The organism is Nonomuraea sp. NPDC003214, from assembly GCF_053590035.1.
In genome coordinates, this window is the sequence record NZ_JBSFSX010000005.1 from 594,172 (window position 1) to 618,027 (window position 23,856).

At 75.0% G+C, this 23,856-nt stretch carries 17 protein-coding genes; 8 read left to right on the forward strand and 9 right to left on the reverse strand.

Annotated features, from left to right (window positions below):
• The 6 genes from ACWDXC_RS18500 to ACWDXC_RS18525 all read right to left on the reverse strand — a co-directional run bounded on the left by ACWDXC_RS18500 (nt 1) and on the right by ACWDXC_RS18525 (nt 5,105).
• Nucleotides 1-1,356 (reverse strand): extracellular solute-binding protein, encoded by a 1,356-nt coding sequence (locus ACWDXC_RS18500; protein WP_449983183.1) that lies wholly within the window; start codon nt 1,354-1,356, stop codon nt 1-3.
• Nucleotides 1,357-1,493: 137 nt separating this feature from the next.
• Nucleotides 1,494-2,126: a hypothetical protein gene (locus tag ACWDXC_RS18505; RefSeq protein ID WP_449983186.1), complete on the reverse strand. Its 633-nt coding sequence runs from the start codon at nt 2,124-2,126 to the stop codon at nt 1,494-1,496.
• Nucleotides 2,127-2,238: 112 nt separating this feature from the next.
• Nucleotides 2,239-3,006, reverse strand: coding sequence for an HNH endonuclease family protein (locus ACWDXC_RS18510; RefSeq protein WP_449983188.1), 768 nt, complete (start codon nt 3,004-3,006; stop codon nt 2,239-2,241).
• A gap of 180 nt (nt 3,007-3,186) precedes the next feature.
• Nucleotides 3,187-3,438, reverse strand: a complete 252-nt coding sequence (locus tag ACWDXC_RS18515; RefSeq protein WP_364182542.1) for a hypothetical protein — start codon at nt 3,436-3,438, stop codon at nt 3,187-3,189.
• A 23-nt stretch (nt 3,439-3,461) separates the two neighbouring features.
• Entirely contained in the window at nt 3,462-3,707 is a 246-nt protein-coding gene (locus ACWDXC_RS18520; protein WP_449983191.1) for a hypothetical protein, read from the reverse strand.
• A 147-nt stretch (nt 3,708-3,854) separates the two neighbouring features.
• The gene (locus ACWDXC_RS18525; RefSeq protein ID WP_449983194.1) at nt 3,855-5,105 is read right to left on the reverse strand and encodes a beta-ketoacyl-[acyl-carrier-protein] synthase family protein; all 1,251 of its coding nucleotides are present in this window, start codon (nt 5,103-5,105) and stop codon (nt 3,855-3,857) included.
• 331 nt (nt 5,106-5,436) lie between these two features.
• Between ACWDXC_RS18525 and ACWDXC_RS18530 the strand changes: the two genes are divergently transcribed.
• Both ACWDXC_RS18530 and ACWDXC_RS18535 read left to right on the forward strand, forming a co-directional pair.
• Nucleotides 5,437-6,447: a beta-ketoacyl-ACP synthase 3 gene (locus ACWDXC_RS18530; protein ID WP_449983451.1), complete on the forward strand. Its 1,011-nt coding sequence runs from the start codon at nt 5,437-5,439 to the stop codon at nt 6,445-6,447.
• Nucleotides 6,448-7,071: 624 nt separating this feature from the next.
• The gene (locus ACWDXC_RS18535; protein WP_364182549.1) at nt 7,072-7,578 is read left to right on the forward strand and encodes a response regulator transcription factor; all 507 of its coding nucleotides are present in this window, start codon (nt 7,072-7,074) and stop codon (nt 7,576-7,578) included.
• A gap of 80 nt (nt 7,579-7,658) precedes the next feature.
• Here ACWDXC_RS18535 and ACWDXC_RS18540 read toward each other — a convergent pair whose 3' ends face one another.
• On the reverse strand, nt 7,659-8,621 hold the full coding sequence (locus ACWDXC_RS18540) for an esterase/lipase family protein (RefSeq protein ID WP_449983197.1): 963 nt from the start codon (nt 8,619-8,621) through the stop codon (nt 7,659-7,661).
• A gap of 55 nt (nt 8,622-8,676) precedes the next feature.
• Nucleotides 8,677-11,190, reverse strand: a complete 2,514-nt coding sequence (locus ACWDXC_RS18545; RefSeq protein WP_449983200.1) for an MMPL family transporter — start codon at nt 11,188-11,190, stop codon at nt 8,677-8,679.
• A gap of 184 nt (nt 11,191-11,374) precedes the next feature.
• On the opposite strand from ACWDXC_RS18545, the gene ACWDXC_RS18550 reads away from it, so the two are divergent.
• The 6 genes from ACWDXC_RS18550 (at nt 11,375) to ACWDXC_RS18575 (ending at nt 17,651) form a co-directional block, all read left to right on the forward strand.
• Nucleotides 11,375-11,653 (forward strand): acyl carrier protein, encoded by a 279-nt coding sequence (locus tag ACWDXC_RS18550; protein ID WP_449983202.1) that lies wholly within the window; start codon nt 11,375-11,377, stop codon nt 11,651-11,653.
• A gap of 41 nt (nt 11,654-11,694) precedes the next feature.
• Complete coding sequence (locus tag ACWDXC_RS18555) at nt 11,695-12,981, forward strand: WS/DGAT domain-containing protein (protein WP_449983204.1); 1,287 nt, start codon at nt 11,695-11,697, stop codon at nt 12,979-12,981.
• 38 nt (nt 12,982-13,019) lie between these two features.
• Nucleotides 13,020-14,750, forward strand: coding sequence for an acyl-CoA dehydrogenase family protein (locus tag ACWDXC_RS18560; RefSeq protein ID WP_449983207.1), 1,731 nt, complete (start codon nt 13,020-13,022; stop codon nt 14,748-14,750).
• Nucleotides 14,723-15,529 (forward strand): SDR family NAD(P)-dependent oxidoreductase, encoded by an 807-nt coding sequence (locus ACWDXC_RS18565; RefSeq protein ID WP_219513247.1) that lies wholly within the window; start codon nt 14,723-14,725, stop codon nt 15,527-15,529. Before ACWDXC_RS18560 ends, ACWDXC_RS18565 begins: the two co-directional genes overlap by 28 nt.
• Before the next feature lie 164 nt (nt 15,530-15,693).
• On the forward strand, nt 15,694-16,710 hold the full coding sequence (locus tag ACWDXC_RS18570) for a 3-oxoacyl-ACP synthase III family protein (protein WP_449983211.1): 1,017 nt from the start codon (nt 15,694-15,696) through the stop codon (nt 16,708-16,710).
• A complete protein-coding gene (locus tag ACWDXC_RS18575; RefSeq protein WP_449983214.1) occupies nt 16,707-17,651 on the forward strand; it encodes an ACP S-malonyltransferase in 945 nt (314 codons plus the stop codon). The genes ACWDXC_RS18570 and ACWDXC_RS18575 overlap by 4 nt, the downstream gene beginning before the upstream one ends.
• Nucleotides 17,652-17,656: 5 nt before the next feature.
• Here the strand turns inward: ACWDXC_RS18575 and ACWDXC_RS18580 are convergent, their stop codons facing one another.
• On the reverse strand, nt 17,657-23,854 hold the full coding sequence (locus ACWDXC_RS18580; RefSeq protein ID WP_449983217.1) for an SDR family NAD(P)-dependent oxidoreductase: 6,198 nt from the start codon (nt 23,852-23,854) through the stop codon (nt 17,657-17,659).
• Nucleotides 23,855-23,856: the final 2 nt, after the last annotated feature.

A 23,856-nucleotide genomic window follows, 5' to 3' on the forward strand; every position in this document is an offset into this window, starting at 1 on the left:
TCAGCCTCCGGCGAGCTTCAGCTTGTCGTTGATCCGCTTGTCGACCCCGGCCAGCCCGGCGTCGAGGTCGCTGACCGCGCCCTTCTCCCACTGGGTGAGGAACGTGGAGAAGGCGTCCTGGTTGAAGACGCTGTTGACGTTCGCGGGCAGCGTCGAGGTCTTCGGGTGGGCGAAGATGTCGAGGAACGTGCTGAAGTTGGCGTCCCTGGCCAGGTCCGGGTGCTCCATGGCGGCCTTGGTGGTGGGCACGTTGCGCAGTGCGTTCGACAGCGTCACCAGCGACTCGGTGTCGGTGGTCAGGTGCTTGACCAGCTCCCAGGCGTGCTGCGGGTGCTTGGCGCCGCGCGGCACGCCGATCACGGTCCCGGCGGTGAAGCCGCTGCCGTACAGCTCGGGCTTGTCGTCGGCGACGGGCAGCGGCGCGGTGCCGTAGTCCATGTCCTTGGCGTCGGGATCGGCGGCGATCATGGCGTTGCGCCACTCGCCGTCGAGCACCATGGCGACCTTGCCCTCGAAGAACGGGTGCTCGGCGCCCCACTCGTCGCCCAGGCCCTTGCGGAACTTCTCCAGCTTGTCGTAGCCGTACCAGTCGACGAGCTCCTTCTGCCAGCGCAGGAGCTGCTTCCACGCCGGGTCGGAGCCGATCGCCGAGGTGCCGTCGGGGTTGTACCACTTCGCGCCGACCATCGGGCCGAGGTGGCTGGGGGAGTTCTCGTAGTACTGGAAGCTTGGGATGAACCCGGCGACCTTGATGGTGCCGTCGGCGTCGCGGACGGTGAGCTTCTTGGTCAGCTCGGTCAGCTCCGACAGCGTCTTCGGCGGCTGCTCGCCCTTCATCAGCGCCTTGTTGTAGTAGAGCCCGTACGCGTCGGCGAGCAGCGGCATCGTGCACCGCTTGCCCTCGAACTCGGTGTAGGCCCGGGAGGCGGCAGGCAGCACGGACAGGTCGATGCCGTCCTGCTCGATGACCGGGGTCAGGTCCTGGAACGCGCCGGACTTGCACCACTGGGCGACGTTGTCCGTGGTGAAGGAGGCGGCCACGTCGGGCGCCTTGCCGCCGCGGATCGCCTGGGTGATCTGGTCGTCCTGGATGCCTTTCTTGGTGACGACCTTGATCTGCGGGAACTTCGCGGTGAAGGCGGTGACGGCCTCCTCGAACGCCTTCGTCTCGACGTCGGTGGAGAAGCCGTGCCACAGCTCCAGCGTGGCGGGGGGCAGGGCGGCGGCGGCCGGTCCGGTGCCGCTCGCGGTGGGCTTGGGCTGGGCGCCGAGCGACGGCGGCGCCTCCTTGCCCGCGGTGCATGCGGTCAGCGACAGGGCCAGTAACCCGGCCACCGCGAGAGGGACGAAGCGCACGGAGGTCTCCTATGAGCCGGGGAGTTAGTAAAGACTCCTAACTTTGAATGGGACCGTAGGCGGCGGAACCGGCACGGTCAAGGCCCGAAACCAACTCGTGATGCCACTGGTTCTGGTTTTGGGGGCAGGAACCCTAACTAACTCTCCAGGGCGGCGATGACCGGCCACACGTGCGCGTTGAGCTCGGCGATCAGCGCCTCCAGCGCGGCCTGCGCGTCACCCAGGTTCGGCAGCCCGCCCGCGCGCGGCCGGGTCGGCACCGGCAGCCGGCCGGTGTCGAGCGGCAGCCGCAGCTCCAGCGACCACAGCGCGGCCTTGCGGTCGTACGGAGGCACGGCGAACGACTGGTCAGCGGCCATCGAGCCGCCCGTTGAGCTGCCCGTCGAGCCGCCCGTCGAGCCGCCCGTCGTGGTGCCCGGGGGCTGCCAGTCCTGCCAGCCGCCGGGCAGCTCGACCTGCTGGGGCGCGGCCAGCTCGACCACGGCCAGCAGCAGCGCCGTGCCCTCCGGCCGGTGGCAGGTGGCGTCGAGCACGCGCGGATGGCGGCGCACGTACGGCGGGTCGGCGACCGGGCCGGTGGCCAGCTCCCAGGCGGCCAGCGCGTAGTGCACCGGGTCGAGCCCGACGCCGCCCGCCTCCGGCTCGTCCCCGGTGGCGGCGAACGCCGTCCGCCAGGCGGCCAGCCGCTCCCCGTACAGCTCCTGAAGGGGCTCGCCGTGCGCGAACCCGGCCTCGATCCAGAAGGCGGTCGCGGGCATGTCGTGCGGCATCGTCGGTCCCAGGTCGGTCGGGCAGGCTCTTCCACCAGTCCGTCTACCCAGGTCAGTCCCCCTTCAGGCAGGGAAGGGGGGAGGTCACCTGGCCTTCAGGCGGCGCCCGCCGTCACGGGGAGCAGGTGGCGAGCATGTCCGTCAGGGCGGACTTCTCCGCCTCCGTGACGCGGAGCCCGTAGTGGTGCTTCACGCCGATCCAGGCGCGGGCGTAGGTGCACCAGTAGGCGGTGCGCGGCGGGCGCCAGGTGACCGGGGTGCGGCCGCCCTTGTCGAGGTTGACCGACTCGCTGACCACGACCAGCTCGGGGCGGGTGAGGTCGTTGGCGAAGGCCCGGCGCCGCTCGGGGCTCCACGCGTCCGCCCCCGACCGCCAGGCGTTGGCCAGCGGCACCACGTGGTCCACGTCGATCTGGTCGGAGCTGGTCAGCGTCCGGCCGTCGTACGGGCTCTCCCAGGTGCCGGCGACGGGCCGGCAGTCGGCGTCGGCCTGGACGCCGTGGCCGTCGCGCAGCAGGACCGTCTCGCGGGTGTCGCAGGCGCCCTCCTGGGCGGCCCACTCCGGCATGAACGAGCTGTGGCTGTAGCCCGCCAGCGAGCCGCGCGGCCCTACGGTGAGCGCGTCGAGCTGCTCGCGCGCCTGGCCGGCGGTGCCCAGGCCGGGCAGCCTGCCGTGGTCGGCCGACGCCGAGGCCGCCTGGCCGGGGAGCGCGTGGACCGAAAGCGCGTGGACCGAAAGCGCGTGGACCGAAAGCGCGTGGGCCGGGAGCGCGTGGGCCGGGAGCAGGAGTGCCGTCGCGGCCAGGGCGCCCGCGAGCCGCCGGGCCCGCCGCCCGCCGTGGTGGCCGTCGCGGCGTTCGATGAGCAGACGCTGCGCCATGCCCTGGTCCTCCCGAGGCTCGTGGGTGCTACCGGCGTGACGATAGCGAGGGTTGCGGTCACGGAACGTGTCAGTGGCGACTTGCGGTGAAATGTCGCCGGGGTCGCGCGGCGGAGGGGTAGGCCGCCGCGCGAAGGCTCCCGTGACGGGCCGGGACCGGGGCCCCGGCCCGTCACCGGCTCACAGGCCGAGCAGGCCGCCGAGCAGCCCCCGGCCGCCCCGGTCACCGGGGTAGTGGCCGGTGTAGCTGTTGTAGCCCGTGTAGCAGTGGAGGCCGCCGTAGCGCGACCACAGGTCGCAGTGGTCCCAGTGCGACCCCGTCGGGTTCGCGGCCTCGGCGCCGGCCGCCGGGGCGGCGGCGAGCGCCACCGTCCCGGCCCCGGCGAGCGCGACGGCGATGGTGAGGAGCTTGGCAGCGGTACGAGTGAACATGTGGTTCCTTCCTGGTCCGGATGTCATCGGGTGAAGAGGGCGTAGCCCCCGCGCTCCCGCACGCAGCTGTAGTCGGTGGCGTCGGTGAACAGCACCAGCGCCTGGCCGCTCTGGCCGCACAGCCAGCCGGTCGGGAACTGGCCGACGTAGCGCCAGTGCCGCCCGCCCCCGTACGGGTCGGCCTGCGCGGCCACGGGCGCGAACATGAGGAGCGCCGCGACGGCCGCGCCGACCGTCGCCGTGCGTCGAATTGCCGTCCTGCTTTTCATGGATCCTCCTGAACGGCGGGCGGTCCCGACTGGCCTGCGGGCCACCCTCCGGCATGCATCGTTCCTGCGGTTTCTCGTCGCGGGTCAGGTCATAGGCGGCCTCCTCGGCCGGGACGACGGATCAGGGGGACCGAAGGATCACGGGGGTCACGGGGGAGCCAGGGCGAGCACCACGTTGTGCCCTCCGAAACCGAAGGAGTTGCTCAGCGCGAGCCCGGTCCCCAGCGGGCGCGGCGAGCCGGTCACGACGTCGAGGTCGATCTCCGGGTCCTGGACGTCGAGGTTGGCGGTGGGCGGGATCAGCCCCTCGCGCAGGGACAGCGCGGCGCAGGCGGCCTCCACGGCGCCCGCGCCCGCGATCAGGTGGCCCAGCGTGCCCTTGAGCGAGGTGACCGGCACCCCGTGGGGCAGCACCCGGCGGATGACCCTGCTCTCGGCGGCGTCGTTGAGCACGGTCCCGGTGCCGTGGGCGTTGACGTGGCCGACGTCGCCGGGCCCGGCGCCCGCGTCGCTCAGCGCCAGCCGCACCGCCCGCTCGGCCCCGGCGCCGCCCGGGTCGGGGGCCGTGGGATGGTGGGCGTCGTCGGTCGCCGCGCAACCGGCGAGCACGGCGTACGGGCGGCCGGCACGGGCCCGGGTGTCGCCGAGGCGTTCGAGCACCAGCATGCCCGCGCCCTCCGCCATGACGAACCCGTCCCGGGCGGCCTCGAACGGGCGGGACGCCCCGGCGGGGTCCTCGCGGCGGCGCGACAGCGCGCCGAGCCGGTCGAAGCCGGAGATCACCAGCGGGCTGATGTCGCAGGTCGCGCCCCCGGCGATGATGACGTCGGCGGCGTCGGACCGCAGGAGCTCGCGGGCCAGGTGCAGGGCCATCGCGCCCGACGCGCACGCCGCCGCGACCGCGAGGCAGGGCCCGCCGGCGCCGAGGGCGATGGCGATCTCCCCGGCGGCCATGTTCGGCAGCACCCGCGTCATCGCCAGCGGCGGCACCTTGCGCGGCCCGCCCTCCAGCATCCGCCGCTGGGCCTCCTCCCAGCTCGGCATGCCGCCGATGCTGGTGCCGACGATCACACCGACGCGGCTGCCCTCCCAGGTCGCCGTGTCGAGCCCGGCGTCCGCGACCGCCTCGATCGCCGCGGCCATCGCCATCTGGGCGAAGCGGTCCATCCTGCGCGAGACCGGCCCGCCCAGGGTCGCCGCCGCGTCGAAGCCGGGGATCCAGCAGGCGAAGTCCACTGCCAGCCCGGTCAGGGCCGGGTGCGGGCGGGCCGTGGGGCGGCCGTCGCACAGCCCTTTCCAGGTGGCCGCCGTCCCGAGTCCCGCCGGGGTGAGCATGCCGATCCCGGTGATGGCGACGTCCGGGCGCGGGGTGCGCCGCCGGCCGGAATGGTGCGTCATCAGCGCCTCTCCTGAATCGCTTCCATGAATTCCGCGCCGGCTGCGGAGTGATTATCGAGTGGACGGTCATGCCGCTTCCGCCGGCATCGTCAATTTTTCACGCGGGCTCCGGAGCGGCAAGAGAATAAGGACTTGGTTTAGCGGAAGAAATGCCGGAAATGTGCTGGAGGCCAAAGTCCCTCCGGGCCCGCGAAGTCGCCGGTAGTCCCGGTGCACAGGGACTTTCTGCACTTGTCACGCTGTCGAAAGAGTTCCAGAATCACATCAGGAACGACGTGTTATCCATCGGCAGGAGGTAGTCGTGACGGCCGAATCGGTCCCGAAAGGCGGCATGCGCGGATCGCGAATAGCCGCGGGTCCCAGGCTCGCCATTCCCGCGCGTATTCTCGCGGTGGGCGCGTACCGGCCCGGGCGAGGTGTCGCCAACGCCGAACTGAGCCGGACCCTGGACACCTCCGACGCCTGGATCGTCAAGCGGACCGGCATCCGCCGCCGGTGCGCCGCCTCGCCCGGCGAGACGGTCGTGACCATGGGGGCCGCCGCGGCGGAGAAGGCCCTGGCGGCGGCGGGCCGGAGCGTGGACGCCGTGGACTGCGTCGTGGCGGCCACCATGAGCTACACCGGGCAGAGCCCGTCCGCCGCCGTGCAGATCGCGCGAGAGCTGGGCGCGAGGCGCGTCGGCGCGTTCGACGTCTCCGCGGCCTGCGCCGGCTTCAACTACGCGCTCGACGTGGCCAGGTCGCTGATCGCGGGCGGCTCGGCCAGGCATGTGCTGGTCGTGGCGAGCGAGCGGATGTCGGACCTGATCGACCCCGGCGACCGCACCACCGCCGTGATCTTCTCCGACGGGGCCGGCGCCGCCCTCGTCGGCGCGTACGGGGAGCCGGGCATCGGGCCGATGGCGTGGGGGAGCGACGGCTCGCTGGCGAGCGTGGCGGGACAGGACCTGACCTGGGCGCACTTCCGCGACACCCCCGGCTGCCGGGGGCCGTACTTCCGGATGCGGGGGCCCGAGCTCTACCGGTGGGCGATCAGCGAGATGCCCGCCGTGGCGCTGCGGGCCGTCGACGCGGCGGGCCTCGACCTGGCGGACCTGGCGGCGTTCGTCCCGCACCAGGCCAACCTGCGCATGATCGAGGCGATCGCCGACCGGCTCGGCCTGCCCGGCCATGTGGTCGTGGCGCGTGACGTCGAGGACCAGGGCAACACCTCGGCGGCCTCCATCCCGCTGGCGATCTCGCGGCTGAAGGAGGAAGGCGCCGTGGCGTCCGGGGCTCCGGCGCTTCTGCTCGGTTTCGGCGCGGGGGTCGCTTACGGGGCGCAGGTGATTCGACTGCCCTGACTCATCCATTTACTGGCGGTAAATCATCAGAGTTGGCAGCTTATGCCGTATTTCAGGCAGTGGGGATCGGCCGGACACAAAAGCATCTCGAGCCTCACGGGTTCTCTGGCCCGCGCCAGAACCGCGATGTTAAATGCAGTGGGTGGTCTGCCAGGCGTTTCTCGGCGCGGGGGCTAACGGGGCGCGTGCACGCCACCCGGATTGGAGCCGCATGAGACGACGTCACCATCGCACGGACAAACCCGAAGCGACCGCCGCCCGCATGCCCCGCGCGATTCCGTACGGCAGGATCGGACCGGACTTCCGGAGGGACCCCCGGGAGCGCTCCCGCCGGTCCCCCCGGCACCACGAGCGCGCCCGCCGCGGGATCGCGTACGCGACACGGTGCGCGCCGGCGATAGCGCGGGCGCGGGCCCGCAGGCGACGCCGCGCCGCCGCCGGCGGCGCCCAGCGCCCCACGCGGGCGCCGGAGGTGGGGCCCGGGAGGATGGCCGGGCGACACCCCCGCCCGCGTGGCCCGCCTCCCCGGGCGACCGGTGACCGCGCCCGCCCGCGGATCGCCTGAGGTGGGGCATCGGTACGGTCCGTCGTCCCCCCGACGGGCACAGACGAGAAAGCAGCCACATGACAGAGAACCAGAGCGCCAGCAGACGCGTGCTGAGCGGCTTCGCGAAGGTGAGTCCTTTCAGCGGGGCGCCAAGTGTCTCCTGGTCCCGGTCATCGGCCATCAAGGACATCGAGGAAGCGATCGAGTTCGTGCGCCACGGTCTGACCCGCCAGCGGGAGGCTCTGCGGATCCTGGAGCGGACGCGCGAGCAGATGCTGCACGAGGGGCCCGCCGCCGGGCCCCGCCAAGCGCGCCAGCACGGGAGCCCGGCGCCTACCCCGGTGGCAGGAGCCGAACGGCACGGGCTCACCAGCCAGGAGATCAGGGTCCTCTCACTCATCGGAAGGGGCATGTCGAACAGGCAGATCGCGGGCGCCCTCGACATCGCCGAGAAGACGGTCAAGAACTACGTGCACGCCATCTTCCGCAAGCTCGACGTGCGCAGCCGCACCGAGGCCGCGCTCTTCGCCCTCAGGGAGGGATGGGTGATCGCGGAGGAGTCACGGCTGCGCGACTCCGGCTAGCGGTCGCGATCCGAGCGGGGGCGAGGTCACCCGGGACCTCGCCCCCCACCCGCACCCGGTCCCGTCCTTCCGTGCCCGGCTCAGGGGGTGAGCGGGGCGCCGGCGACGGGCACGACCGGCAGGCAGACCGGGGCGCCGCCGCTGCCGGGCGACAGCGCCTCCTTGACGTAGTGCAGCGCCCTCGGGTCGTAGATCATCGCCAGGTGCTCGGTCAGGTCGATCGCGCACCCGTCCTGCAGCACGATGTTGCGCACCTCGGCCCCCGGCCCCGCCGACAGGAACGTCGACCTGAACGGCGTGGCGATCTCGTCGTAGCGCGTCGCCAGCACCGTGTAGCGCACCCCGGGCATCGTGTCGCCGCCCCGGTTGAGCTGGATCATGAACTCCGACCCGGTCGCCTGCTGCACCGCGGCCCGGCTGATCGCGGCGCCCGCCAGATGCCGCACGCCGAGGACGTCCAGCGTGCTCATCACGCCGGACGCCGTCGTGCCGTGATGGGTGGCGGCCAGCGACACGAGCTTCGACACCTTGTTGCGCCAGGGCCTGCGCGCGTCGGCGCCGCCCTCGTAACGCAGGTACCAGCGCGGCATCATCCCGCCCTGCGAGTGGCCGACCAGCGCCACCCGGCGGGCGCCCGTGGCCGCCAGCACCCGGTCGACGAACCGGGCCAGCTCGCGCGCCGAGCGCCGGATGTCGCCGGTGCCCTTGAGCGGGCTGCCGGGCGGCGCGCCGTAGTTGATCGCGAAGACGCAGTGGCCGGCCCGCCTGAGCTCGGGCGCCATGTAACGCCAGGAGTCGTACGCGTTGCCGAACGTGCCGTGGACGAGCACCACGGGCTCGGGATGGCGGCGCGACGGGCGGCACGACCAGTCGTTGGCGCCGGGCGGCGGCCGGTCCGGGTCGGTCAGGGAGAGTGCCAGGTGGACGGGGAAGACGCCCCGCAGGTCCGCGGCCCGGGCGGGCGCGGCGGAGAGGGCGGGCACAGCGGTGACGGCGGCGGCGGTCGCCGCGGCGACCAGGAGCACGGTGAGGCCGAGGCGCATGACAGGTCCCGGGAAACTCGACGGTTACAAAAGGTAGGTGAATGGTAACCGTACGTCAAAGCCGGGGTGGCATCAGCGCGGCCAGCACCCGCCGGACCGCCGTGGGCCGGGGCGGCGGCCCCGCCGGCGGGCCGGACTCCGAGACGCCGAAGCGCGCGTGCAGCCGGGCCAGCGGCGCGGGGGCCCACCAGTTGGCCGTCCCCGTGAGCCGCATGAACGCGGGCACCAGCAGGCCGCGCACCAGCGTCGCGTCCACCAGCACGCTGAGCGCCAGGCCGACCCCGATGATCTTCAGCACCGTGTTCGTGGAGAACGCGAGCACGCCCGTCGACACCGCCACCGCGAGCGCCGCGACGCTCACCAGCCGCCCGGTCCCCGCTATGCCCCTGACCACCGCCGCCGTGTGGTCGCCGGTCGCCAGATGGTGCTCCCGGATGCGCGACAGCAGGAACACCTCGTAGTCCACCGACAGCCCGAACGCCACCGTGACCGTGAGCAGGATGGACACCACCTCCACCTGGTGCGTCATCGTGAAGTCGCCGAGCAGCCCGCGCAGGTGGCCGTCCTGGAAGATCGCGACCAGGGCGCCGCAGCTGGCCGTCAGGCTCAGCGCGCCCACGGCGACGGCCTTGACCGACACCAGCACGCCGCCGGTGAACAGGAACAGCAGCATCAGCACCGTGGCCGCGATGAGGCCGCCCGCCAGCGGCAGCCGATCGCGCAGTGCCCGCAGCGTGTCGACGGCCTGCGGCGTCGGCCCGGCGACGAGCCGCCTGCCCGGCGAGCGCACGTCGCGGACCCGGTCGAGCAGCTTGCGGGCGTCCGCCGACTGGGCGTCGTGCGGGCTCGACACGCTGACCAGCGTCGCCGCGCTGCCGTGGTAAGCCCCGGCGAGCGCCTTCCCGGCCTCCGTCTTCTCAGCCTCAGCCTTCTCGGCCTCCGTCTTCCCGGCCTTCTCCCCGGCCGCCGGCTCGGCCGCGGACGGGCAGGGGGTCTTCTTCAGCGCGTCGCCTCGGTGGTGGACGCCCGTGGCGGTCCGCACGGCGGTCACGTCCGGCAGCGCCGCCAGCCTGCGCGCGTACGTCTCCAGCCGGCGGCACCCGGCGGGCCGCGAGCTGTCCAGGTACGGCAGGACGACGTGCAGGTCACGGTCGAACGGCTGGGCGAAGTCCTGGTGGATGCCGCGCGCCGTCCGGTGGGACTCGGTGCCGGCGGGCAGCACCCGCTCGTCGGCGATCCCGAAGCGCACCCACAGGAACGGGGCCGCCATCAGCAGCAGCACCAGCGCGCACGCCCCGCCGACCAGCACCGGCCGCCGCGTCGACAGCGCGGCCACGCGCCGCCAGGCCGCGCTCTCCGGCACCGCGCACCGGTGCCGCGAGCGCCGGAACGCCACCCCGCGCAGCGCCTCCCCGCAGTGGGCGCACCGCTCGGCCCCCGGCCCGAAGCCCAGGACCGGCCGCCGACGGCCGTTGCGCGCCCTGGCCCGCCGCGCGCGTCGCAGCCACGCGATCGGGTCGCCCGCGGTGATGCGCTCGCCGACCACGGCCAGCAGCGCCGGCAGGATCAGCATCGTCGCGGCCGCCGCCATGAGCACCACGACGATCGTCGTCATCGCGAGCGACCGCAGCACGCCCAGGGGCAGCACCAGGAGGTTGGCCGTGGCCAGCGCCACCGTGAGGGCCGAGAACAGCACCGTGTGCCCGGCGCTCGCCATCGCCCGCTCGACCGCCTGCCCCACCGTGCACCCGCGGGCCAGCTCCTCCCGGTAGCGAGTGGTGATGAACAGGCTGTAGTCGATGGCGAGCCCGAGCCCGAGCGCCGTGGTGAGGTTCGGCGCGAACACCGAGACGGGAGTGAACTCGCTGAGCAGCACCAGCGCCGACAGCGTGGCCACGATCGTCAGGCCGCCGATCGCCAGCGGCAGCAGCGCCGCGTGCACCGACCGGAACGCCAGCAGCAGGATGAGCAGGAGCAGCGGCACGGTGACCAGCTCGGCCCGGTGCAGGTCGTCCTTGGCCAGCCGCAGGAACTGCACCGACGCCCACGCCGGCCCGGTCGCCTCCACGGTGAGCGATCCCGCCCGCTCGGCCAGCGCCGGCACGATCCGCTCGGCCGTGCGGGCGGCCCGCGCGTCGTCCCCGGACAGGTCCACCCGCATCAGCGCCGACCGGCCGTCGCGGGCGCGCAGCGCCGGATCGCGGGTCGTCCAGTACGACTGCACCCCCGCGACGCCGGGCCGGTCGGCGAGCCACCGGTCGAGCCGCGTGGCGGACCGGGCGACGGCCGGGGCGTCGACGTCCTCCTTCGCGCTCACCCGCAGCACGAGGTCGGCCGGCTTCACCGGGAAACGCCGCGCCATCACCGCCTCGGCCCGCGCCGCCTGGGTGCCGCGGACGGTGTAGCCGCCGTTGGACAGCCGGTCGTCGAGCTTCATGGAGGCCAGCCCGAGGACGACGGCGAGCAGCAGGGCGAACGACAGCATGCGGCCCCGGTGTCTCACGCACCAGCGGGCGTAGGCGGCCAGCGCGCCCGCCCGGGGCGGCACCCCCGGCCGCCTCGCCGTCATCGGCCGTGAAGGGAAGCGACTGTGGGTGCTCAAACGTGCCCTCCGGATTTCGGCGGAAGCGGGCCGCACGCCTTTTGCGGCGACAATTAATTCTCCCCGCCGGGCCCGGAAAAGCGACAGGAACAAAGACACCGGGACTTTCGGCAGAATGGCCGGGCCAGGTCACGGATCATAAACTGCGGCCATGACCGAGGAATTCACGCTGGACCGGCTCAACCGAATCGTCGGGGAGGACTCCGACGTCCTGATCTCGCCGGAACAGGCGGGCGCCGCCTTCGCTGACCTGGGCCTCGACTCCCTGGCGCTGGTCGAGCTCGCCGAACGTCTCGTCGACGAATACGACGTGCCCGCCCCCGAGGACGTGTACCGGGACCTGGGCACCCCGGAGCTCGTCCTCGACTATGTCAACCGACATCTCGGAAAAGGCAGGCAGGCCGGTGACGAAGAATTCGCGTGCACCTAGCGAGTCGATTTCACGCGGACACGGAAGGGGCGCGTAAAGACGTGAGCACCATTTCTGTCAAGAACGAGGACCGCGAGGTGCCGATGGGCCCCGTCGACCGGTTCTTCGTCTCCGGTCTCGGCGGGCAGGTCACCGACGAGACGACCATGTACATCGGCGGGATCGTCCGCATCCCCGGGACCCCGCCCGGCGTCGGCGACCTCCGCCGCCTGGTGGCCGCCCAGACCCGGCGCGTCCCCGTGCTGAGCTACCGCGTGAACCGCGAGAAGCGCGCCTGGACCGTGTGTGACGGCTTCACACCCGGCGACCACGTGGTGGAGTGCCGGCTGCCGCCCGGGGCCGACGTGACGTCACAGGCCCTGGAGCTGATGGCCCAGCCGTTCCCCGCCGACCGGCCGCCCTGGCGGCTGGCGCTCATCCACGGCTACCCCGAGGCGGGGGAGGAGGAGCAGTACACGCTGTGCTACGCCGCCGATCACGCCTTCCAGGACGGGATGTCGATCAGCGCGACCGTGCACGCGCTGTTCGGCGGCGGCGCCCTGCCCGTGCCGCGGGCCGACGAGTACTTCACCGCGATCCGCCCCCGCCGCTGGCCCGCCCCGTCGGACCTCGCGGTGCCCCTGCGGCGCGTGCCGGTCCTGGAGCAGTTGCGCGGCCCGTTCACCGGCCGCCGCGAGATGCTGACCTTCCGCTTCGACCAGGACGCGCTCAACGCCACCGCCAAGGTGACCGGGGCGACCCGCAACCAGGTGTGCCTGGCGGCGCTGACCGGGGCGCTGCGCGACTGGGCGCCCGCCGAGTGGGCCGCGCCGGTCGGCCCGGGCCGCCGCCGCGGCCTGCCCGTCGCCGTGCCGCTCAGCCTGCGCGCCGGACGCGGCAGCGGATGCCTCGGCAACCAGGTCACCGGCCTGCACATCCACCTGCCCTGCCACCGGCCCTCGCCGGTCGAGCAGCTCGACCGGATCGTCGCGCAGACGAACATGGAACGCCTGCAACGCCACCGCGAGCTGCACCGCGCGCTCCTGCCCCGGCTGCCCTACGCGGCGGTACGCCCGCTCCTGGCGAGGCTGTTCGACCCGCACTACACCGCCATGTTCATCACGACCGTGCGGATGGGCCCGCTCCGCCTCGGCGACCTGCCCATCCGCGACGTCTGGGGCATCCCGCCGCTGCTGCCCGCCCAGCCGCTGATGATCGTGCTCTTCCAGTACCGGGACGGGATCATGCCGTCGCTCCTGTTCGACACCGCCGTGCCGGGCTGCGACCGGCTCGCCGAGCTGTGGAGCCGCCACGTGGGCGTCCTGCACGACGCCGTCACCGCGCCCTGACGGCGACCCCGTACTGACGAACCCCCAGAGGAGTCACCGTGGATCTGATCACGTTCGTGCGGGGCGGTCTGCCGGACGAGCCGCACGCGCGGCTGCGCGAGGCGATACCCGCCGCCTTCTTCGGCTACCCGCGCGTCCTGCCGCCGCCGGACCGCCACGCCCTCACCTACGAGCGCTTCCGGCACGCCGGCACCGCCGCGCCGCCCGCCCGGGAGCTCCTGGAGGACCCGCGGGCCCTGTGCGCGCTGCTGGAACGGGCCGCCGTCGCCGACCCGGCGCTCTTCCACGTCATGCTGCTGCACTACACGCTGACGCTGGTGCCGGTCCTGCGCTTCGGCGACGAGCGCACCGAGCCCGTACGGCGGCAGCTCGAGGGAATGGAACGCTTCGGCGTCGTCGCCATGACCGAGGCCGGGCGCAGCAACAGCCACCTCATGCCCGCCACCGTCGCCCGCCTCGACGCCCGCGACGGCTCCTTCGTCCTGACCACCCCCGACCCGGCGGCCGTGAAGTTCCCCACCACGGCGGGCCACCCGGCCGTCCCCAAGCTCCTCACCGTGTACGCCCGCCTGGTCGACGACGGCGGCGACCGGGGCGTCTTCCTCTTCCTGGTGCCGCTCGGCGACGGCTCCGTGCCGGAGGGCGTCACGGTGCTGCCCGCCGCCGACAACCACGCGCTGCCCCTGGACTGGGCGGCCGTGCGCTTCGACGGGCTCCGGCTGCCCGCCGGATCGTGGCTGGCGGCGGGCGCGCGCGTCACCGACGCCGGCGTCGTCCACGACCCCCTGGCCGCGACTCGGCCCGCGCTGTCGATGTGCGCGGCCCCGTACGTGTGGCGTGGCGTCATCGCGGCGAGCGCGGCCGTCACCCGCGCCGGCGCCGCCGTGCTGACCCGGCACTCCGCCGGCCGCCCCACGCAGGGACGGCTGGCCCGCGGCCGCCCGCTCATCGAGCACCGCAACCAGCAGGAGGCCGTGCTCACCACGCTGTCCAGGGCGTACGCGCTGACCGCCGTCGCCAACCGCGTCAAGACTGGCGTGACCTGGACGGAAGGCGGCGCCGAGTCCGCCCCGACCTGGGCCCCGTGGGCGTCCGTCGACCTGATGCTGCCGCTGCTCAAGGCCGCCGTCACCGCGCTGGCCGAGGAGACGGCCGGCCTGTGCCGCACCCACTGCGGCGCGCCCGGCTTCGTCGCCTCCGGCAGGCTCAACGGCTACCGGGGACTCGCGCACGGCTACATCAGCGCCGGAGGGGACAACCAGCTCATCCTCTTCGACGTCGCGCGCGCCATGGTCGAACGCGACCGCTACGACCCCCCGGAGCCCGCCCAGGGCGCCCTCGACCTGTCGCTCGGCGGCTGCCTCGACGCCGCCCGCGCCCTGGAGACCCGCCTCCTGGACGACCTCGCCGCCCGCGTCGGCGCCCCCGGCCCCTCCGGCGGCTGGGACCCGCACCTCCCGCAGGCCGCCAGGACCGCGACCGCGCTGGCCGACCGCGTCGTCCTGGAGATCCTCCAGGACGGCCCGCCGCGCCTGCGGCCGCTGCTGAGCTGGTACGCCCTCGACTGGGCGGACCGCCGGGCCGGTCTCCTGCTGGACGAGGGGATCGCCACGCCCCCGCTCATGTCCCGGATCAGGGCGGCCCGCGACGAGCTGCGCGCCGAGCTGATGCCGCTGACCTCCGAGCTGGTCGACGCCTTCGAACTGCCCGAACTGCACGAACCTCCCCTTTGGAGCACCGCATGGACCTCACCGGCAAGTCAGCGCTGATCACCGGCGCCTCGCGCGGCATCGGCCGGGCGATCGCGCTCCGCTTCGCCCAGGCGGGCGCCGACGTCGCCCTGCTCGCCCGCGGCGCGAGCGCGCTGGAGGACGTCGCCGCCCTGGCCGGCAAGCACGGCGTCAGAACCCTCACCCTGCCCTGCGACGCGAGCTCCGTCAGCGCGATCGACGCCGCCTTCGCCCGGGCCGTCGACGGCTTCGGCCACCTGGACATCCTCGTCAACAACGCCGGCTCCGTCGGCGGCGCGGGACCGTTCCTGGACCTCACCGACGAGGACTGGCAGCACGTGCTCGCCGTCGACCTCACGGCGGTCGCCCGGTTCCTGCGGCTGTTCGGGAGGCACGCCACGGCGCGCGGCAGCGGCTCCGTCGTCAACGTCTCCTCCGTCGCGGGGGAGCGGGGCTGCCCGATGCTGTCCCACTACGGGGCGGTCAAGGCCGCCGTGAACTCCCTCACGCGCACGCTCGCCGCCGAATGGGCCGCCTCGGGCGTACGGGTGAACGCGATCCAGCCGGGCTGGGTGGCCACCGACCTGACCGCGTCCTTCCACGGCGACCGGCAGGCGTCCGAGGCGCTGATGCGCGCCGTGCCCGCCCGCCGCTGGGCCACCCCGGAGGAGATCGGCGACGGCGCCCTCTACCTGGCCGGCGACGCCGCCTCGATGGTGACCGGGACGATCCTGACGATCGACGGCGGCATGACCGCCTACAACGGCGGCCCCGCCCTGATCGACCTCCTCGCCCTCGGCCGCATCGACATGCCCTGACCCCCGGCCCCCCTCCGAAACCCCTGCCTTTCCCCGAGGCGCCCCCCTGAAGCCCTGCCTCCCCGGAGGCGCCCCACCCCCCTGAAAGCCCTGCCTCCCCGGAGGCGCCCCACCCCCTGAAGCCTTGCCTCCCTCTGGAGGCGCGTATGAGAGAGGTGAACGGCTTGATCTCCCAACCGGGAATCGGCGTGCTCGGCACCGGCGCCTACGTCCCCGACGCGGTGCGCACCAACGAGGAGGTCGCCGAACGGGCGGGCGTGCCGCCGGAGTGGATCGCCGAGCGGACCGGCGTGCTCCGGCGGCACGTCGCCGCCCCCGGCCAGGCGAGCTCGGACCTGGCCGCGCACGCGGTGCGGGCGGCGCTGCGCGACGCCGGGCTGGAGCCGGGCGACCTGGACCTGCTGATCCTGGCGACGTCCACGCCGGACGAGCTCGGCCCGTCGACCGCCTGCCGGGTCCAGGCGGCGCTCGGCGCGGAGAACGCTGTCGCGTTCGACGTCTCGGCGGCGTGCGCGGGCTGGCTGTTCGGCGCCCGGGTCGCGTGCGACTGGCTGCGCGCCGAGCCGAGGGGACGCCGTGCCGCCGTCGTCGGCGTGGAGACGTACTCGCGCTTCCTCGACACCGGCGACCGCGCGACGGGGGTGCTGTTCGCGGACGGGGCCGGAGCGGCGATCCTCGGCCGGGTGCCCGGCGGCCACGGGTTCGGCCCGATCACGCTCGGGTCCGACGGCACCCGCGCCGGCGACGTGCTGATCCCCGGCGGCGGCAGCCGGTTCCCGGCCTGCCGCGAGACGCTGGAGCGGGGCCTGCACCTGATCCACATGGACGGCCGGGCGGTGCGCAAGTTCATCCTGGAGATCTTCCCGCTGGCCGCCGCCGAGGCGCTGCGGAGGTCGGGCCTGACCAGGGACGACATCGCGCTGGTCGTCACCCACCAGCCCAACCCGGTGCTGCTCCGGCAGGCGTGCGCCGAGGCCGGGTTCGACCCCGCCCGGCTGGTGATCGTCGCCGACCGGGTGGGCAACATCGGCGCCGGATCGCTGCCCTACGCCCTGGCCGACGCGCACCGGCAGGGCAGGCTCAGCCCGGGTGACCGGGTGCTCGTCGTCGCGTTCGGCGCGGGGCTGACCTGGGGGAGCGGCGTGCTGACCTGGTCCGCCGACGGATCGGGGTCGCGTTGACGCGGGCGGCGCAGGCGGGGCCGGTGTTCCTGGTCCCCGGCCAGGGCGGTGACCCGCGCGGCGCGCTGGCGGACGTGCACGACGCATCGCCCGCCGTCCGCGCGGCCTGTGACCAGGTGCTGGACGAGATCGAGGCGGTGATCCCGGATGCCGGGGCGGGGCTGCGCCGGGTGCTGCTCGACCGGTCGAGGTCCGTGCGGATGGAGCCGGGGGTGCCGCAGCTGGCCGGGTACGCGGTGTCGGTCGTCGTGGGCCGGGCGCTGTCGGCGCGGCTGACCCCGTACGCGATCGTCGGGCAGAGCTTCGGCGAGATCGCGGCGCTCGTCTGCGCGGGCGCGTTCGACGTCGCCGACGGCGCCCGCGCGGTGCGCGCGCTCAACGCGGCGTTCCGGCAGGTGGAGGGGCGCGGGGCGATGGTCCTGCTGCCGGAGCTCGGCGAGGAGGCGTGCCTGCGCCTGCTCGACCGCGCCCGCCTGCCCGAGCTCCGGCTCGCCTGCGTCAACGCGCCGGACCAGACGATCGTGAGCGGCCCCGTCGAGGCGGTCGAGGCGCTGCTGGCGTTCGGCGGGACGCCGATGACCCGGCTCGCCGTCCCGTACGCCTCGCACCATCCCGCGCTGGGCGCGGTCGCCGGGCGTTTCCTGCGGGGGCTGCGCCCGCTGCGGCAGCGTCCGCTGCGGGTGCCGGTCCACTCGCCGGTCCACGGGCGCGCGTACGACGACGGCGAGGACCTGCGCCGGGCGCTGGCCGGCTGCGTGACGCAGCCGGTGCGGCTCCCCGAGACGCTGCGGCGTCTCGGCCCCGGCCTGCGGTACGTCGAGCTGAGCGCCGGGGACGCGGTCACCCGCTGCGTGCGCGCGACCCTGCCCGGCGTCCGCGCGTTCGCCCCGCTGGCCGGTGACCGGGACTGGCTGCTGGCCACGGCCGCCACGGGAGGCTGACCGGCTCACCGCCCCCCGGCGAGCAGCCCGTCCAGGTGCGCGGCCAGCCGGGCGGCCGACGGGTGGGCCCAGACGGCGGCGGGCGTGAGCGTGATGCCCAGCGCCTTGGCCAGCCGGTGCGCCAGCGCGACCGCGAGCAGGGAGTCGAGCCCGAGGTCGGTGAACATCGCGTGCGCGGGCACGGCCGGGGCCTGCGTGCCCAGCAGCGCGGCCAGGACGCGGACCACCACGTCCTGGACGAGCTGCGTCCTGGCGGGCCCGGGCGGGTGCGCCAGGACGGACCCGGCGTCCGGCTCCGCGGCCTCCCGCCCGGCGCCCAGCTCGGCCAGGAGCGGGGCCTGACCGGCGGCGGGGAAGAGCCGGAACATCAGCTCCGGCTGGTAGACGAACATCCCGGTGTTGACCCGGCCGTGGCGCAGCAGCTCGCCCAGCGCGGCGAATCCCTCCTCGGTGCCGATCGTCGCGAATCCCCGCCCGGCCAGGTCCGTCGCCCGCCCGGCCTCGCCCCACGCGCCCCAGTCGACCGAGAGCGCGGGCAACCCGCGCCGGTGACGCCAGTGGGCGAAGGCGTCCACCCACGCCCCGGCCGCCGCGTAGCTCGCCTGTCCCGGGTTGCCGAGCATGGCCGCCATGGAGGAGAAGATGACGAACCAGTCGAGCGCGGCGCCGGCCGTGGCCTCGTGCAGGTTCTTCACGCCGGTCACCTTGGGGTGCCACACGCGTTCCAGCCGCTCGGGGGTGAGCGAGGTCAGCGGCGCGTCGTCGAGGACCACGGCCGTGTGCAGGACGCCGCGCAGGCGCTCGCCCGCAGCTGCGACCAGGCGGCGCGCGGTGGCGGGGTCGGCGACGTCGCCCCGCACCACCTCCACCTCGCATCCGGCCGCGCGGACCGCCGCCACCGTCGCGCGCTCGCGCTCGCCGAGCTCGCCCCGCCCGCCGAGGACGACCCGGCCGGCCCCCGCCTCCGCCAGCCAGCGCGCCGCCTCCAGCCCCAGCCCCCTGGTGCCGCCGGTGACGACGTACGCGCCGCCGCGCCGCACCACGTCGTCCCGCTCGGGCGCCACGACTCGCACGCGCCGCCCGGGCTCGGGGAAGGTGAGCACGATCCGGCCGATGTGGTCGCCGGAGGCCAGCCGCTTCATCGCGGCAGCCGCCTCCGCCAGCGGGAACGTCGTGATCTGCGGCAGCGGCAGCCGCCCGGCGGCGATCTCGGCGATCGCCTTGACCGCCGGGTCCCGGATGGCCGCCGGCCGCTCGACCGCCGCCAGCGCGACGTCGACGGCCGCGTACGTGTTGCCCCGGCGGAACGTCCTCAGGTCGACGCGGGCGCCCTCGTGCAGGTCGCGCTTGCCGATCTCGACGAATCGCCCGCCGGGCGCGAGCAGCGTCAGCGACGCGCGCATGGCGTCGCCGCTGAGCGAGTTGAGCACCACGTCGACGCCGCGCCCGCCGGTGACGCGCAGCACCTCGCCGGCGAAGCCGAGGCCGCGGGAGTCGAAGACGTGCTCGACGCCCTGCCGCCGCAGGTGGCGGCGCTTCTCCTCGGTGCCGGCGGTGGCGATGACCTCAGCCCCGAGCAGCCGCGCCACCGCGACCGCGGCCTGCCCGGTGCCGCCCGCCGCCGAGTGCACGAGCACCGTCTCCCCGCGCGCGAGCCGCGCCACGTCGGCCAGGCAGTGCCACACCGTGCCGTACGTGGCGGCCACCGGGGCGAACGTGACCGGGTCGGCGTCGGCCGGCAGGCGCACGGCCAGGTCCGCGTGGACGAGGCAGTGCGAGCCGAGCGAGCCGGTCCCGTGCGGCGTCAGCGCCGAGATCCGGTCGCCGGGCCGCAGGTCCTCGACGCCCTCGCCGACGGCCACCACCACGCCGGTGGCGTCGGAGCCGAGCTCCGGCGTGCTGCCGTCCTCGGTCGGGTAGACGCCCAGGGCGATCATGACGTCGCGGAAGTGCACGGTCGCCGCCTGCACCCGCAGGAGCACCTGGCCGGGTCCCGGCGAGGCGGGCGGCTTGCCGGTCGCCACCAGCCGCACGCCGTCGAGGCCGCGCTCCGGATCGGCGCGCAGCGCGTACTCCTCCCGCCCGACGACCGCCTCGACGGTGCGCGAGGGCGGCGCGGGCCGCGCGCCCAGCGGGGCGGGCACGAGCCGCGCCACGTACCGCTGACCGGCACGCCAGGCGACCTCGGTTTCGTCGCCGCCGGCCAGCACCTCGGCCGCTACGGCGGCGAGGCCGCCGAGGGGGCCGCCGGCGGTGTCATCGGTGTCCACCCAGCTCACGGCGGCGTCGGGCTGCTCGAAGGAGGCGACGCGCAGCAGGCCGCGCAGCGCGCACACGTCGGGGTCGACCGGGTCGCCGTCGAGCACCGGCCGGGCCAGGCGGCTCACCAGCCACAGGCGCGGCGGGCTGCCGGTCCGCGCGAGCGCGCCGAGCAGCGTGGTGACCTCGGCCAGCCTGTCCAGCCCGTCGAGCCGCCCGGTGGCGCACCAGACGACGGCCCGCGCGGCCGGATCGACGTCCTCGCCCGCCGGGTGCACGCTCACCGTTTCGGGGCGTCCGCGCGACAGGGCCTCGGCCAGGCGTTCGGCGGTGCGGTCGGGGTCGCCGGGCTCGCCGATCACCGCCCACCGGCCCGTGGCCGCCTTCCTCGCGCCGGGCGGGTCGGCCGGGCGCCAGGCGAGCTCGACCAGCTTCCCGTCCAGCGTCCGGGCCCGCGAGCCGCCGGAGGCCCGGACGAAGTGCAGGCCCTCCAGCGCGCCCACCCAGCGGCCGTCCTCGGCGTACAGGTCGGCGCGGCCCGTCGCCGTGTCGCCATCCGCCCGCACCTCGGCCCGGACCCAGGTGATCAGGCCGGGCTCGTCCGGCAGGACGATCGCCGCGACGCGGTCGGGCAGCCACGGCCGGCCGGGGCCCGCCGCGCTCTCGCCGTCCTCCACCAGGCCGACGGCCGCCGACAGGATGCAGCCGTCGAGCAGCACCGGGTGCACCCGGGGCGCCCCGGCGCGGATGACGGCCTCGCCGGGCACCCGCAGCCGGGTCACGCCGTCCGGGGTGACGGCCGCGATCGAGCGGAAGGCGGCCCCCGACCCCAGCCCCATGCGGGAGAGCGCCTCGTACAGGGCCTCCGGCTCGTCCTCCGCCACCACGGGCGGCACGAGCGGCGGCCGGTCGCCGGGCGGCCTGGAACGGACGACGGACGCCGACGCGACGAGCTCCCACGTGCCGCCGTGCCGCCGGGAGATCTCCACGTGCGCCCGCTCGCCCGAGACCGTCGCGCTGACGTGGACCGGCACGCTGGCCCCGAGCGGCAGCAGGCGCTCGAACCGCACCTCGCTCACGCGCAGCCGCCCGGTCGGGCACTCCAGCAGCTCACCGGCGGCCGACAGGACCAGCTCGACGTACGCCGCCCCGGGCACCACCGGGCTGCCGTGCAGCGTGTGCTGGCCGAGCCAGCCGACCCGGTCCGTGCCCAGGTCGGCCTCCCACACGTGCCGGGTGCGGTCGCCGGCGTCGGGGTCGTGCACCGCCACCCGCGCGCCCAGCCACATGTGGCCGGAGGCCGCGCGTCCGCCGCCGGCCGGCTCCCAGTGGCGCGCCCGGTCGAACGCGGTGGGCGGCAGCACGACCGGCGCGCCACCGCCGTTGACGGCGTCCAGGTCGACCGGGGCCCCGGCCAGGTGCAGGGCCGCCGCCGCCCGGCACATCGCCGCCCGCCCGTCGCGGTCGCGCTCCAGGGACGCCACGGTGGTCACCGGCGCGCCCATCGCGGCGGCGGTCTCCTCCACCGCCTGCGTCAGCAGCGGGTGCGGCGACACCTCCAGGAACAGCCGCCGCCCGTCCTCGATCAGCGCCTGGCACGCCAGGTCGAAACGTACGGGATTGCGGAGGTTCGCGGTCCAGTAGGCGGCGTCGAAGACGACGGTACGGCGCGGGTCCTCGCTCGTGGAGTAGAACGGCACCTCCGGGGCCGCCCCCGCCAGCCAGGACACCTCCGCCGCGAGATCGTCGAGGATCGGCTCCACCTGCGGCGAGTGCGCCGCCACGACCACGGCGATCCGCCGGCAGAACACGCCGCGCTCCTGCCAGCGGCGCATGAGGTCCCGGGCCGCGTCGGCGCGCCCCGCCACGACGGTCGAGGACGGGGCGGTCACCACCGCCACCGACACCCCCGGCACCCCTTCGATCTCGGCGGCGACCTGGTCGGCGGGCAGCGCCACGCTGACCATGCAGCCGCCCGCCACCCGCTGCAGCATCGCCGACCTGATCAGCGTGATCCGCATGCCGTCCTCGGGCGGCAGGATGCCCGCGGCGACCGCGGCGGCGGCCTCGCCCATGGAGTGCCCCACCACGGCGGCGGGCCGCACCCCCCAGCGCCGCCACATCGCGGCCAGCCCGGTCTGCACGGCGAACACCAGCGGCTGCACCTCGTCCATCCGCTCGCCGCACTCGCCGGAGGCCAGCCGCTGCCGCAGCGAGAACCCCGCCTGCGCGGTGACCAGCGGGTCCAGGCTGTCGATCGTCTCGGTGAAGGCGGGGTCGCGGTCCAGCAGCGGGCGCGCCATCCCCGCCCACTGCGACCCGTGCCCCGAGAACACCCAGACCGGGTCGCCCGCGTGCCCGGCCGCTCCCGTCAGCACCCGGTCGTCGTCGCGCCCTTCGGCCAGCGCCCGCAGCCCGGCCACGAGGTCGTCCCGGCCCTCGGCGAGCACGCAGGCCCGCCGGGCCAGCGGGCTGCGCCGCACCGCGAGCGTGTGCGCCACGTCCGCCGGCTCCGGGGCGTCCTCCGGGGACGCCTCCAGGTGGTCGGCCAGGCGGGCGCTGGTCGCGGCCAGGCCGCCCGGGGTCGCCGCCGACACCGGGTGGACGCGCGTACGGGCGGGGGCGGCGGGCCGGCGGGGCCGCCGGGCGGGGGGCTCCTCGACGACGACGTGCGCGTTGGCTCCGGTCACGCCGAACGCCGACACGGCGGCGCGGCGCGGCCCCGGCGCGTCCTCCCACGGCGTCGTCTCCGTGGGCACGTAGAACCGGGTGCCCTCGGCCCGCACGGCGGGGTTCCACCGCTGGAAGTGCAGGTTCGCCGGGATCAGCCCGGTGTGCACGGCCGTCGCCGCCTTGATCAGCCCCAGCACCCCGGCCGCGCTCTCCGGGTGCCCGATGTTGGTCTTGAGCGAGCCGAGCGCGCACGGCCGCTCGGCGGCCCCGTAGACGTCGTCGACCGCGGCGAACTCGATCGGGTCGCCGACCGGCGTGCCGGTGCCGTGCGCCTCGACGTACTGCACGTCGCCCGGGGACAGCCCGGCCACGCGCATCGCCGTGCCCAGCACCGCCCGCTGCGCGGCCCGCGAGGGCTGCGTGATGCCCCGCACCCGGCCCGCGTGGTTGATCGCCGTGCCGGTGATCACGGCGAGGACCCGGTCGCCGTCGCGCACGGCGTCGGGCAGCCGCTTGAGCACGACCATCCCGCAGCCCTCGCCCCGGACGAACCCGTCGGCGCTCTCGTCGAACGCCGCGCAGCGGCCCCGCGCCGACAGCGCCCCGGCGCGGGCGAACCCGATGATGCCCGCCCACTCCAGCTGGATCGTGACCCCGCCCGCCAGCGCCAGGTCGGTCTCGCCGTCGTGCAGCGACCGGCACGCCAGGTGCACCGCCACCAGCGAGGACGCGCACGCGGCGTCCACCGCCAGCGAGGGCCCGTTGACGTCGAGGAAGTACGAGATCCGCCCCGGCGCCCCCGACGTGACGGCCGAGATCCCCTGGTAGATGTCCACGTCGTGCAGGGTGAACCGCTTGGCGTAGTCGGTGCTGGAGATGCCGACGAACAGGCCGGTGGCCGAGCCGCCGAGGGAGCGGGGCGCGATCCCGGCGTTCTCCAGCGCCTCCCATCCGGTCTCCATCAGCAGCCGGTGCTGCGGGTCCACGGAGGAGGCGTCCTTGACGGGGATGCCGAAGAACGCGGGGTCGAACAGCTCGATCCCGTCGAGGAACGCGCCGTTGCCGAGCATCCCGGTGGCGGCCAGGTCGGCGGGGACGACGCGCTCGTGCTCCGCCCACCGCGGGCCGGGCTCGGACCCGGCCACGGCGTCGCGCTTGTCCAGCAGCAGGCGCCACAGGCCGGCGGCGTCGGTCACGCCGCCCGGCGCGCGGCACGCGGTTCCCACGATGGCGACCGGGACCTGCCGGCGGTGCTCGTTCGGCGGGCTCACAT

What these genes read in the sequence shown, in the direction of transcription:
- ACWDXC_RS18505 (WP_449983186.1), bottom strand. Translation starts at nt 2,126, where the DNA reads ATGCCGCACGACATGCCCGCGACCGCCTTCTGGATCGAGGCCGGGTTC.
- ACWDXC_RS18510 (WP_449983188.1), bottom strand. Translation starts at nt 3,006, where the DNA reads ATGGCGCAGCGTCTGCTCATCGAACGCCGCGACGGCCACCACGGCGGG.
- ACWDXC_RS18515 (WP_364182542.1), bottom strand. Translation starts at nt 3,438, where the DNA reads ATGTTCACTCGTACCGCTGCCAAGCTCCTCACCATCGCCGTCGCGCTC.
- ACWDXC_RS18520 (WP_449983191.1), bottom strand. Translation starts at nt 3,707, where the DNA reads ATGAAAAGCAGGACGGCAATTCGACGCACGGCGACGGTCGGCGCGGCC.
- ACWDXC_RS18525 (WP_449983194.1), bottom strand. Translation starts at nt 5,105, where the DNA reads ATGACGCACCATTCCGGCCGGCGGCGCACCCCGCGCCCGGACGTCGCC.
- ACWDXC_RS18530 (WP_449983451.1), top strand. Translation starts at nt 5,437, where the DNA reads ATGCGCGGATCGCGAATAGCCGCGGGTCCCAGGCTCGCCATTCCCGCG.
- ACWDXC_RS18535 (WP_364182549.1), top strand. Translation starts at nt 7,072, where the DNA reads ATGACAGAGAACCAGAGCGCCAGCAGACGCGTGCTGAGCGGCTTCGCG.
- ACWDXC_RS18540 (WP_449983197.1), bottom strand. Translation starts at nt 8,621, where the DNA reads ATGCGCCTCGGCCTCACCGTGCTCCTGGTCGCCGCGGCGACCGCCGCC.
- ACWDXC_RS18545 (WP_449983200.1), bottom strand. Translation starts at nt 11,190, where the DNA reads ATGACGGCGAGGCGGCCGGGGGTGCCGCCCCGGGCGGGCGCGCTGGCC.
- ACWDXC_RS18550 (WP_449983202.1), top strand. Translation starts at nt 11,375, where the DNA reads ATGACCGAGGAATTCACGCTGGACCGGCTCAACCGAATCGTCGGGGAG.
- ACWDXC_RS18565 (WP_219513247.1), top strand. Translation starts at nt 14,723, where the DNA reads ATGGACCTCACCGGCAAGTCAGCGCTGATCACCGGCGCCTCGCGCGGC.